This window comes from Streptomyces sp. cg35 (genome assembly GCF_050410835.1).
In the GTDB taxonomy this organism is placed as follows: Bacteria; Actinomycetota; Actinomycetes; order Streptomycetales; family Streptomycetaceae; genus Streptomyces.
On sequence record NZ_CP191268.1, the window covers coordinates 5941348 to 5953593 of the forward strand.

Here is a 12246-nt window from a genome sequence, read left to right on the forward strand (position 1 = left end):
ACACCGGTCGGCGGCCGGCCGACGGGGGCCGGGCTGCCACCGACGGGCCCCTGCGGGTAATCTCCGGTGCATGTCCCGCCATGTCGCGATCGTCACCGATTCAACGGCCTACCTGCCGCAGCGGACGATGGAGCGCCACAGCATCACGGCGGTGCCGCTGACCGTGGTCCTGGGCGATCGGGCGCTCGAGGAGGGTACGGAGATCTCCGCCCGCTCGGTCGCCGAGGCGCTGCAGAAGCGCCGCTCGGTGACGACGTCGAGACCGAGCCCGGAGCTGTTCGCCGAGACCTACCGCAAGGTCGCCGAGTCCGGCGCCACCGGCATCGTCTCGCTGCATCTGTCCGCCGAGTTCTCCGGGACGTACGACGCCGCGGTCATGGCCGCGCGGCAGGCCCCGGTCCCGGTGCGCGTCGTGGACACCGGGATGGTGGCCATGGCCCTCGGGTTCTGCGCGCTCGCCGCGGCGGAGGCCGCCGACGCCGGCGGCACCGTCGACGAGGCGGTCACGGCGGCGGAGAAGCGGGCCGCGGGCACCTCCGCCTTTTTCTACGTCGACACGCTGGACTACCTGCGCCGCGGCGGCCGGATCGGCGCCGCGCAGGCGCTGCTCGGCTCCGCGCTCGCCGTCAAGCCGCTGCTGCAGCTCGACGGCGGCCGCATCGAACTCCTGGAAAAGGTCCGCACCGCGTCGAAGGCGATCGGGCGGCTGCAGGAGATCGTCGCGGAGCGCGCGGGCAGCGGCCAGGTCGACATCGCCGTGCACCACCTGGCGGCGCCGGAGCGGGCGGATGCGCTCGCCGACTGGCTGCGCGAACATGTGCCGGGGCTGGGGGAGCTGCATGTCAGCGAGGTCGGGGCGGTGATCGGCGCGCACGCCGGGCCCGGACTGCTGGGCGCGGTGGTGTCACCGCGGGCGTAGGGCGGCTCGGGAGGGCCGAAGCCGGGTCTGCGCCGGTGGGCCCGGTGGATTCTTTCGGTGGTTTTCCGCCCTCTTATCGCTGGTGTGGGTGACGCAGTTATCCACAACTGCTGGGTTCTCCCCGGGAATTGACCAAGATCCACTGATTCGTCGCGGGCTGTCTACCGTCCCGTGACATGGAACTTCGATCACTGTCCCGGACAGCACAGATCACCAGCGGGCCCGGGCGCGGCCCCGCATCCGACAGCCGCGCCCGGCGACGGCACGTCGTCCGGCGCCGGGCGCGCCGCAGGCACATTGCTGCGGAGCGGACACGGCTGCGGGCGCAGGCGCTCTTCGCGCCGCCGCAACCGCACGAGCAGCCGCGGTACCAGGAGCCGGAGTCGGCGCCGGTGGACGGTGGCTCGGCGCGGGACCCGGTGCCGCGCGTCCCCGATCCGTCCCCCGCGCGCGAGCCCGAGCCGGTTCAGGAACCGTCGCCGCCGTGGCGGGAGCGGGCCGCGCTCGCCGTGCGCGACCGGCTGCCGCTGTGGGTGCAGACGCGGTGCGGGATCGAGCGGCGCGGCGCGCTGGCGCTGGTCGTCGTGCTCGGGGTGGTGGCGCTCTTCGCGGTGCAGCACTTCTGGTCGGCGCGGACCCAGCCGGTGCGGGCGCCGCAGACGGTGCGCGCCGTGGCGCCGGAGGCGGTGGAGCCGCCCAACGTTCCGGCATCCTCGACCGCGCCGGGGCCGGCGGTGTCAGCCGGTGCGGGGATCGTCGTCGACGTCAGCGGAAAGGTGCGCAGGCCGGGCGTGCTTCGGCTGCCCGCCGGGGCCCGGGTGGCGGACGCGTTGCGGGCGGCCGGCGGGGTCCGCCCCGGTACGGACACCGAAGGGCTCAACAGGGCACGGCTCCTGACGGACGGTGAGCAGGTCCTGGTCGGCGCGTCCGCGGCCCCGGCTGCCGCGGCGCCGGGTGGTCCTGCCGGAGCCGCTCCCGCGCCCGCGGGACCGATCGGCCTCAACACGGCCACGGTGGAACAGCTCGACACGCTGCCCGGCGTCGGTCCGGTGCTGGCCCAGCACATCATCGACTACCGCACGGAGCACGGAGGATTCCGCTCCATCGACGAACTGCGCGAGGTCAACGGGATCGGGGACCGCCGGTTCGAGGATCTGCAGAATCTCGTACGGCCATGAGCGGCACCCGCGCCGAGCCCCGGCACCCCGCTCCGTCGGCCCCGACCGGCCGGCTCGGCGAGGCGAACCCGCGGCGGGAGGGCCCGGCGGACCTGAGACTCGTGCCGCCCGCGCTCGCCACGTGGGCGACAGCGGCAGTGCTGCTGACGGCTCCGGGGCACTGGGCCGCGGTCGTGGCGGCGGTGTGCGCGGTGGCCGGGGCGGCGCTTCTGGTGGCGGGGCGTGCGGGGAGTCCAGGGCGTTCGGGAAGCCCGGGGCGGCAGTCGGGCGGGGCACGGCGGTGTGCGCGCGGGGCGACCGAGGCGCCGCGCCCTCCGACGCCCGGCACCCCGCTGGCACCGGCACCAGCACCAGCACCGGCACCAGCACCAGCACCGGCACCGGCACCGGCACCGGCACCGGCACCGGCACCAGAACCACCGCCGACGTCAGATGCCCCGCCCCCTGAGGCGCCCGCGCCTCACCTCGCCCGTTCCTGGCGGAGCCCGTCCGTCGCTGTGCTCCTGCTCTGCGCGGCTGCGGCCGCGGGCACGGCGGGGGTCCATGGGGCCGACTCGCGCAGAGGGCCCGTGCCCGCACTGGCTGTTCAACACGCTCGGGTGGAGGCCGAGTTGGAGGTCACCTCCGATCCGCGGGTCACCAGGCCCCGGGTCACGGGGGACCACGCGGCACCGACCGCCGTGCTCGTCGAGGCGGACCTGGTGCGGGTGACGGCGCCCGACGGCTCGGTGTCACGGACGCGTACGCCGGTCCTGGTCATCGCCGAGGCGCGCGGCGGCCGCTGGCTGTCCTTGCTGCCGACCACCCGGCTGTCGGTCCGGGGCGGACTCGCACCGCCGCTGACCGACAGCGACCGGATCGCGGCGGTGCTGCGCGTCGGGCAGGGCGAGCGGCCGAACGTGGTGCACGGGCCGAGCGGGCCGCAACGCCTGGCCGGCTCACTGCGGGCAGGACTGCGCGAGGCGACGGACGGTCTGCCGGGGGACGCGCGGGCGCTGCTGCCGGGCCTCGTCGTGGGCGACACGGCACGCGTCACACCGGAACTGCACGCGGCGTTCGAGGAGACGGACCTGCTCCATCTCATGGCGGTCAGCGGGGCCAACTTCACCATCCTGCTGGCCCTGTTGATCGGCCCGCCCGGCACCGCGCACCGGGTGGAGCGACGGGGGCTCGCACCCCGCGTCGGCCTGCCGCTCAGGGCGACGGCACTGCTGGGCGGGGCGGTCACGCTCGGGTTCGTCGTGGTGTGCCGGCCCGAGCCGAGCGTCCTGCGGGCGGCGTCGTGCGGCCTGATCACACTGCTCGCCATCGCCACCGGGCGCCGCAGATCCCTGCTCCCGGCGCTGGCCACGGCGGTGCTGCTGCTCGTCCTCTACGACCCTTGGCTGGCGCGGAGTTACGGATTCCTGCTGTCGGTGCTCGCCACCGGGGCCCTCCTGACCTTGGCCCCGCGGTGGAGCGCGGCGCTGCGCCGGCGCGGGGTTCCGGCGCGGCTCGCCGAGGCGCTGGCGGCCGCCGCGGCGGCACAGGCCGTGTGTGCGCCCGTCGTCGCCGTCCTGGCGGCGCGGGTGAGCCTGGTGGCGGTGCCGTGCAATCTGCTCGCGGAGTTCGCCGTGGCGCCCGCGACGGTGCTCGGGTTCGCCGTTCTGGTGACGGCGCCGGTGGCGATGCCGGTGGCCGAGTTCCTGGCCCGGTGCGGGGGCTGGCCCGCGGGATGGATCGCGGACATCGCACGAACCGGGGCCGCACTGCCGGGCAGCGGAGTGGACTGGCCCGGCGGCTGGCGCGGCGGGGCCCTGCTGGCGGCGGGCACGGTGGTGGCCGTGGTGGTGGGGCGAAGGGTGCTCAAGTCCCCCTGGGCCGCCGCGGCATGTGTGCTGGTGCTGCTCCTGGTGGTGGTGCGGCCGCCGCCGCTCGGCCGGTTCGTCACGGGCTGGCCGCCGCCGGGGTGGCGGCTGGTCATGTGCGACGTGGGGCAGGGCGACGCGCTGGTGCTCGCGGCGGGGGCCGGGACGGGCGTGGTGGTGGACGCCGGACCCGATCCGCTGCTCGTCGACCGGTGCCTGAGCTCGCTGGGCATCACCAGGGTGCCGCTGGTCCTGCTCACGCACTTCCACGCGGACCATGTGGCGGGCCTCGCGGGGGTGTTGCGCGGGCGTTCCGTCGGGGTGATCGAGACGACGGGGTTCCAGGAGCCGGTGGGCCAGGCGGCGTTCGTGCGACGGCTCGCCGCGGAGCGCGGTGTCCCGGTGGTGCGGGCGGTGACCGGGGAGCGGCGCAGGACCGGGCCGCTCGACTGGCAGGTGCTGTGGCCGGCGCGGCCGGTCCTCACCCCCGACGGTCCGAACGACGCGAGCGTCACGCTGCTCGTGCGCACCGCGGGGCTGACCATGCTGCTGCTCGGCGATCTCGAACCGGCCGCGCAGCGGGCCCTGCTGAGAACCGCCGATGGGGCCCGGCTGCCCCCGGTCGACGTGCTCAAGGTCGCCCATCACGGGTCGGCCTACCAGGATCCGGAGCTGCTGCGCCGGGTCGCGCCCCGGCTCGCGCTGGTCTCGTGCGGGGTCGACAACCCGTACGGGCACCCGGCGCCCCGCACGGTGGCGGCGTTGCGGGACCGGGGCGCGTCGGTGCTGCGGACGGACCGGGACGGGGCGATCGCGGTCGTGGGCCGCGACGAGAGCGGCGGGGGCGGCGGGGGCGGGCTGGAGGTGGCGCATCTCGGACCCTGAAAGCTGTGCGTGAAGGCTGTGCGTGAAAGCTGCTGTGCCAGAAGGCCGGCGGGACGGATGGGCGAGGCGGGGCCCGGTCGTGTCGGCGGAGGAGTGTCGGGCTCATTGCTACCCGTGAGTAGAAATGCCGCTGAGCTGGCGAAACGGTCATCGGAGGGGTGAATCAGGGGCACTCGGGGGCAGCTGTGTCCCTTCCCCTCGATTCCCGTGATGTGGGCCCGTGTTGCCTCGAAAGCCACAACGGTGGTCGAATACTTCTTCGTTCAAGAAGCAACGATCGCGTCAAGGCGCACTGGGGTGGAGAGGTCATGTTCGGCCGCTGGCTGGGTAACCGTACGAACCAGACTCAACGGACAAGCCCTCTGGTGGCGGTGACGGTGCCGCCCCGTGCGGGGGTGCTCAGCTGCCGCGTCCTGGACCCCGTGAACGAGCCGGTGCGGGACGCCGAGTTCGCGGTGAGCGACGTCATGGGGCGCAAGATCGTCAGCGGCGGCGCCGATCCGTTCGGCTCGTTCGTGGCGACCGTGCCCGCCGGTGAGTACCGGATGGCCGTCTCGGCGGAGGGGTACGCCCCGTTCCGCGGCAGCGCCACGGTCGCGGAGAACGGCCACGCCGCGCTCGGCGACGTCATGCTCCAGGTCGCCGCGCCGCCGCAGCTGCCCGAGCCGGGCGACTGGGAGATCGAGCCGACGCACTCCTCGATCGCGTTCACGGCCCGGCACATCGGGCTCGCCCGGATCCACGGCCGGTTCAACACCTTCGCGGGCGCGCTGCGAGTCGCCGACCGCATCGAGCAGTCCGCGATGCATGTGGTCATCGACGCCTCGTCCATCGACACGAACGTGAAGATGCGCGACGACCATCTCAGGTCGGCCGACTTCCTCGACGTCGACCGGTTCCCGACCCTGGAGTTCTACGGCGACCGTTTCACGCACAAGGGCGGCAGCCGCTGGGGCATCACCGGTGCGCTCTCCCTGCACGGCGTGACCCGCACGATCACCCTCGACGCCGAGTACCTGGGCCTGGGCAACGGCATGGAGGGCGAGACCCGCGCGGCCTGCCGCGCCACCGCCGAGCTGCACCGCGACGACTTCACCGTCAGCTGGCAGACCATGCTCGCGAAGGGCATCGCCGTCGTCGGCTCCAGCGTCCGGATCGACCTCGACGTGCAGATCGTGCCCAAGAGCTGAACCGTGCAAGAGCTGAACCGCCCAGGGGCCGAACCGCCCAGGGGCCGAACCGTTCCCAGGGACTGGACCAGCCAGGGGCTGAACCGGGCCCGGGCACGAGCCGCGTGGGGCCGTGGTCGGCGCGTGCCGGAAGATGGTGGCGTGAGCGATGTGAGACACGTATTGGTGCTGCCTGACCGCGATGCCGCGGAGGAGGCCGCGGAGGCGCTCGGGGAGCGCTTCGGCGTGACCGAGGAACCCCAGCTCGTCCGGGACGCGCTGGCCGGCGAGGACGACGCCGAGGACGCGCAGTGGCTGGTGGTCGTCGAGGATCCGCAGAGCCGGCTCGACCCCGAAGAGCTGGACGAGTTCGCGGCCGGCTGGGACGGCTGGCGCGAGGAGCAGTAGCCGGGCGGGACGTCGGCCCGGCCGGGTTGTCAGTGCCCCGTGGGATGCTTGACCGCGATGGCCAGGAAGACTGCAAACGACGATCCCCTCGCCCCGCTCACCCTCGCGGTGGGCCAGGAGGACCTGCTGCTCGACCGCGCGGTGCAGCAGGTGGTGGCGGCCGCCCGCGCCGCCGACGCGGACACCGACGTGCGCGACCTCAGCCCCGACCAGCTGCAGCCGGGCACGCTCGCCGAGCTGACGAGCCCGTCGCTGTTCGCCGAGCGCAAGGTCGTCGTCGTACGCAATGCGCAGGACCTGTCGGCGGACACCGTCAAGGACGTGAAGGCGTATCTCGGCTCGCCCGTCGAGGAGATCACCCTGGTGCTGCTGCACGCCGGGGGCGCCAAGGGCAAGGGGCTGCTCGACGCCGCGCGCAAGGCCGGGGCCCGGGAGGTTGCCTGCCCGAAGATGACCAAGCCCGCGGACCGGCTGTCGTTCGTCCGCGGTGAGTTCCGGACGCTCGGGCGGTCCGCGACCCCCGAGGCGTGCCAGGCCCTCGTCGACGCCATCGGCAGTGACCTGCGGGAGCTCGCCTCGGCCGTGACCCAGCTCGCCTCCGACATCGAGGGCACGATCGACGAGGCCGTCGTCGGGCGGTACTACACGGGACGGGCCGAGGCATCCAGCTTCACGGTGGCCGACCGGGCCGTGGAGGGGCGGGCCGCCGAGGCGCTCGAGGCCCTCCGGTGGTCCCTCTCGACGGGCGTCGCGCCGGTGCTGATCACCAGCGCCCTGGCGCAGGGCGTGCGGGCCATCGGGAAGCTGTCGTCCGCGCGCGGGGGGCGGCCCGCGGACCTCGCCCGGGAGCTGGGCATGCCGCCGTGGAAGATCGACCGGGTGCGACAGCAGATGCGGGGCTGGACCCCCGACGGGGTCGCCGTGGCGCTGCGGGCGGTCGCCGAGGCCGACGCCGGAGTGAAGGGCGGCGGGGACGACCCGGAGTACGCGCTGGAGAAGGCCGTGGTGACGATCGCGCGGGCCGCGCGATCGCGCGGCCGGGGCTAGGGCCCGTCCGGCGGATCCCGTCGAGGGCGCGGGTCCGGACGCGGGTCCGGCCCGCCGGGCTGCTCGGCCCGGACACCCCTTTCCGGTGACATGCCGAATTTTCGGTGACATGCCGAAGCCCCGCCCTGAGGAACAGAGCGGGGCTTCGGATCACGCATGTGGTGAGCCCACACCCGCGTGGCGAACGCAGTCGCGTGCGGGCTCGGGGTGCCGGTCGGGGGCGGATGAGAGAGGGCCCGCCCGGGTCCTTCCGGCGTCAGATCAGAGATCCCGGACGACGAGGTCCGGGAAGAAGGGTTCAGCCCTTGAGGGCAGCGACCTTGGAAGCAAGCGCCGACTTCTTGTTGGCGGCCTGGTTCTTGTGGATGACACCCTTCGAGACAGCCTTGTCGAGCTGACGCGCGGCAGCGCGCTGGTACTCGGTGGCCTTCTCGATGTCACCCGCGGCAGCGGCCTCACGGGCCTTGCGGACCGCGGTCTTCAGGGAGGACTTGACCGACTTGTTGCGCAGTCGAGCCTTCTCGTTGGTCTTGATCCGCTTGATCTGGGACTTGATGTTCGCCACGAAATGAGCCTTTGCAGGTTCAGGCACGGGGCCGGTGACGGTCCCGTACCGATGGTTTTCACTGAGTGCGTGCCTCGTGCTGAGAGGGCATGAGACACAGCTGCCCACGGTACCAGCCGTACTCCCACCGGCCCAAACCGGTCCCAGTACCGCGGCCGTGGGACCATGGAAGCTACGTATCGATCCCAACCGAGGCCGACCTGAGGCATACGGCGCCTCAAGAGACAGGACCCTGCGTGCCCGCGACCCCTAAGAATGTGCCCGAGCCGAGCCGTACCGACCCGGCTCTGATCCGCAATTTCTGCATCATCGCGCACATCGACCACGGCAAGTCCACGCTCGCCGACCGCATGCTCCAGCTGACCGGTGTGGTCGAGCAGCGGCAGATGCGTGCTCAGTACCTCGACCGGATGGACATCGAGCGCGAGCGCGGCATCACGATCAAGTCCCAGGCGGTGCGGCTGCCCTGGGCCCCCACGGAGGGGCCCGACCAGGGCAGTACCCACATCCTCAACATGATCGACACCCCGGGCCACGTGGACTTCACGTACGAGGTCTCGCGTTCTCTCGCCGCCTGCGAGGGCACGGTCCTGCTCGTCGACGCCGCCCAGGGCATCGAGGCCCAGACCCTCGCCAACCTGTACCTGGCGATGGAGAACGACCTCAAGATCATCCCGGTACTGAACAAGATCGACCTGCCGGCCGCCCAGCCCGAGAAGTTCTCCGAGGAGCTGGCGAACCTCATCGGCTGCGACCCCGACGACGTCCTCAAGGTCTCCGCGAAGACCGGCATGGGCGTCGACGCGCTGCTCGACAAGGTCGTCGCCGAGATCCCCGCGCCGGTCGGCGTCGCCGACGCCCCCGCCCGCGCGATGATCTTCGACTCGGTCTACGACTCGTACCGCGGCGTCGTCACGTACGTCCGTGTCGTCGACGGCCAGCTCAACAAGCGTGAGCGGATCCGGATGATGTCCACCGGCGCCACCCACGAGCTCCTGGAGATCGGCACCAACTCGCCCGAGATGCTGCCGGCCGACGGCCTCGGCGTCGGCGAGGTGGGCTATCTGATCACCGGCGTGAAGGACGTCCGCCAGTCCAAGGTCGGTGACACGATCACCAGCCTGAACAAGGGCGCCACGGAGGCGCTCGGCGGCTACAAGGACCCGAAGCCGATGGTCTTCTCCGGTCTGTATCCGCTCGACGGCTCCGACTACCCGGAGCTGCGCGACGCCCTCGACAAGCTCCAGCTCAACGACGCCGCGCTGGTGTACGAGCCGGAGACCTCGGCCGCCCTCGGCTTCGGCTTCCGCGTCGGCTTCCTGGGCCTGCTGCACCTCGACGTGATCCGCGAGCGGCTCGAGCGCGAGTTCGGGCTCGACCTGATCGCCACCGCTCCGAACGTGGTCTACCGCGTCGTCATGGAGGACGGCAGCGAGCACACGGTCACCAACCCGAGCGAGTTCCCGGAAGGGAAGATCGGCGAGGTCTACGAGCCCGTCGTGCGCGCCACGATCCTCGCGCCCAGCGAGTTCATCGGCGCGATCATGGAGCTGTGCCAGACCCGGCGCGGCGTGCTGCTCGGCATGGACTACCTCTCCGAGGACCGCGTCGAGATCCGCTACACGCTGCCCCTGGCCGAGATCGTCTTCGACTTCTTCGACCAGCTGAAGTCCAAGACCCGCGGCTACGCCTCGCTGGACTACGAGCCCACGGGCGAGCAGACCTCCAGCCTGGTCAAGGTCGACATCCTGCTGCACGGCGACAAGGTGGACGCCTTCTCGGCGATCACGCACAAGGACGCGGCCTACGCGTACGGCGTGCGGCTCGTCGCCAAGCTGCGCGAGCTCATCCCGCGGCAGGCCTTCGAGGTGCCGATCCAGGCCGCGATCGGCTCCCGGGTCATCGCCCGCGAGACCATCCGCGCCATCCGCAAGGACGTCCTCGCCAAGTGCTACGGCGGTGACATCTCCCGTAAGCGGAAGCTGCTGGAGAAGCAGAAGGAGGGCAAGAAGCGGATGAAGATGGTCGGCTCCGTCGAGGTGCCGCAGGAAGCCTTCATCGCGGTTCTGTCCAGCGACGACGGCGGCGGTTCCAAGGGCAAGAAGTAGGACCCAGGCCGAATCGAGCGGTGGGCCCGGCACGCACAGGCGTGACGGGCCCACCGCTTTTGTGTGGGCCCTGTGTGGGCAGAGGCTGTAGGGGTGCCAGGGCGGAAGTCGAGTGCCGGAGCCTCTTACGCGCTGGGCATGTGCCCTTTACCCTGATCACTGCTCGATGGTTACTCGCCAGTTAAACAAGCCGCACCGTCGCGGGCCCGGAGGACGTCGTGAGCGACACACAGACCCTTATCGAGAACCGGCCGCCGTCCGTGGCGTCTCTCTTCCTGGAGCGCGTGGCGGCCACACCGGATATCGAGGCCTACCGCTATCCGGTACCGGCCCCCGCCGGTACGGGACCGGACGACTGGAAGTCCCTGAGCTGGGCGCAGGCCGCGCAGCGGGTCTATGCCGTCGCCGCCGGGCTCGTCGAGCTGGGGGTGCAGCCGCAGGAGCGGGTGGCGCTCGCCTCCTCGACGCGGGTCGAGTGGATCCTCGCCGACCTCGGCATCATGTGCGCGGGCGCGGCGACGACCACCGTCTACCCGCAGACCAACGCCGAGGAGTCGGCGTTCATCCTCGCCGACTCCGGGTCGAAGGTGCTGATCGCGGAGGACGCCGCGCAGCTCACCAAGGCGCGCGAGCGGCGGGCCGAGCTGCCCGAGCTGGCCCACGTCGTGGTGATCGACGCGACCGGGGTCGAGCCCGACGCCGCCGACCCCGACGGCTGGCTGCTCACCCTGGAGGACCTGGAGGCGCGCGGCGCCGCCCACCTGGAGAAGAACCCGGACGTCGTCACGGAGCGCGTCGGGGCGATCCGCAAGGAGCAGCTCGCCACCCTCATCTACACGTCCGGGACGACCGGGCGGCCCAAGGGCGTCCGGCTGCCGCACGACAACTGGTCGTACCTGGCGAAGGCCATGGCCGCGACCGGACTCCTCGGCCCGGACGACGTGCAGTACCTGTGGCTGCCGCTCGCGCACGTCTTCGGCAAGGTGCTCATCAGCGGCCAGATCGAGGTCGGGCACGTGACGGCCGTCGACGGACGCGTCGACAAGATCATCGAGAATCTGCCGGTCGTGCAGCCGACGTACATGGCGGCCGTGCCGCGCATCTTCGAGAAGGTCTACAACGGGGTCGCGGCCAAGGCGCGGGCCGGCGGCGCCGCCAAGTACAAGATCTTCCAGTGGGCGGCCGGGGTCGCCCGCGAGTACGCCAAGGTCAGCCAGGACAACTTCCGGCGCACGGGTGTCGCCTCGGTGCCGTTCAAGCTCGCCTCGAAGCACAAGGCCGCCGACCGTCTCGTCTACGGCAAGCTGCGCGAGGCCTTCGGCGGGCGGCTGCGGGCGTGCGTCTCCGGGTCCGCGGCGCTCGCCCCGGACATCGGCTACTTCTTCGCCGGCGCGGGCGTGCACATCCTGGAGGGCTACGGGCTGACCGAGTCGTCCGCCGCGTCCTTCGTCAACCCCGGTGAGGCGTACCGCACCGGAACCGTCGGCAAGCCGCTGCCCGGCACCGAGGTGCGGATCGCGGACGACGGCGAGATCCTGCTGCGCGGCCCCGGCATCATGGAGGGCTACCACGGGCTGCCCGAGAAGACCGCCGAGGTGCTGGAGTCCGACGGCTGGTTCCACACCGGCGACATCGGCGAGCTGTCCGTCGACGGCTACCTGCGGATCACCGACCGCAAGAAGGACCTCATCAAGACGTCGGGCGGCAAGTACATCGCCCCTGCCGAGGTCGAGGGCCAGTTCAAGGCCGTGTGCCCGTACGTGTCCAACATCCTGGTGCACGGCGCCGACCGGAACTTCTGCACCGCGCTCATCGCGCTCGACGAGCCGGCCATCCTGGAGTGGGCCAAGGAGAACGGCCTCGAGGGCAGGTCCTACGCCGATGTCGTGGCCGCGCCCGCGACCGTGCAGCTGGTCGACGGCTATGTGCAGGAGCTGAACCAGGGTCTCCAGAAGTGGCAGACCATCAAGAAGTTCAAGCTCCTGCCGCGGGACCTCGACATCGAGCACGGCGAGCTGACGCCGAGCCTGAAGCTGAAGCGGCCCGTCGTCGAGCGGGAGTACAAGGCGCTGCTCGACGAGATGTACGCCGGGACGCGCGAGGGCTAGCAGCAGGGCGGG

The 12246-nt window shown here is 72.1% G+C and carries 10 protein-coding genes; 9 read left to right on the forward strand and 1 reads right to left on the reverse strand.

The window, feature by feature from the left end; all coding sequences use genetic code 11:
* Positions 1–70 precede the first annotated feature (70 nt).
* The 7 genes from ACQUQD_RS27120 to holA all read left to right on the forward strand — a co-directional run bounded on the left by ACQUQD_RS27120 (position 71) and on the right by holA (position 7453).
* On the forward strand, positions 71–919 hold the full coding sequence (locus ACQUQD_RS27120; RefSeq protein ID WP_428954742.1) for a DegV family protein: 849 nt from the start codon (positions 71–73) through the stop codon (positions 917–919).
* Between the two features lie 176 nt (positions 920–1095).
* Entirely contained in the window at positions 1096–2097 is a 1002-nt protein-coding gene (locus tag ACQUQD_RS27125; RefSeq protein ID WP_428954743.1) for a helix-hairpin-helix domain-containing protein, read from the forward strand.
* Positions 2098–2218: 121 nt separating this feature from the next.
* The gene (locus ACQUQD_RS27130) at positions 2219–2545 is read left to right on the forward strand and encodes a hypothetical protein (protein WP_428957790.1); all 327 of its coding nucleotides are present in this window, start codon (positions 2219–2221) and stop codon (positions 2543–2545) included.
* On the forward strand, positions 2430–4829 hold the full coding sequence (locus ACQUQD_RS27135; RefSeq protein WP_428957667.1) for a ComEC/Rec2 family competence protein: 2400 nt from the start codon (positions 2430–2432) through the stop codon (positions 4827–4829). Before ACQUQD_RS27130 ends, ACQUQD_RS27135 begins: the two co-directional genes overlap by 116 nt.
* Positions 4830–5137: 308 nt before the next feature.
* On the forward strand, positions 5138–6019 hold the full coding sequence (locus ACQUQD_RS27140) for a YceI family protein (RefSeq protein ID WP_428954744.1): 882 nt from the start codon (positions 5138–5140) through the stop codon (positions 6017–6019).
* Between the two features lie 141 nt (positions 6020–6160).
* Positions 6161–6406, forward strand: coding sequence for a hypothetical protein (locus tag ACQUQD_RS27145; protein ID WP_428954745.1), 246 nt, complete (start codon positions 6161–6163; stop codon positions 6404–6406).
* 57 nt (positions 6407–6463) lie between these two features.
* A complete protein-coding gene (holA, locus tag ACQUQD_RS27150) occupies positions 6464–7453 on the forward strand; it encodes a DNA polymerase III subunit delta (RefSeq protein WP_428954746.1) in 990 nt (329 codons plus the stop codon).
* 298 nt (positions 7454–7751) lie between these two features.
* On the opposite strand, the gene rpsT is transcribed toward holA, so the two are convergent.
* Positions 7752–8018 (reverse strand): 30S ribosomal protein S20, encoded by a 267-nt coding sequence (rpsT, locus tag ACQUQD_RS27155; protein ID WP_404210778.1) that lies wholly within the window; start codon positions 8016–8018, stop codon positions 7752–7754.
* A gap of 236 nt (positions 8019–8254) precedes the next feature.
* Here rpsT and lepA point away from each other — a divergent pair, with 236 nt between their 5' ends.
* On the forward strand, positions 8255–10126 hold the full coding sequence (gene lepA / locus ACQUQD_RS27160; protein WP_428954747.1) for a translation elongation factor 4: 1872 nt from the start codon (positions 8255–8257) through the stop codon (positions 10124–10126).
* Positions 10127–10344: 218 nt separating this feature from the next.
* Entirely contained in the window at positions 10345–12234 is a 1890-nt protein-coding gene (locus tag ACQUQD_RS27165; protein WP_428954748.1) for an AMP-dependent synthetase/ligase, read from the forward strand.
* Positions 12235–12246: the final 12 nt, after the last annotated feature.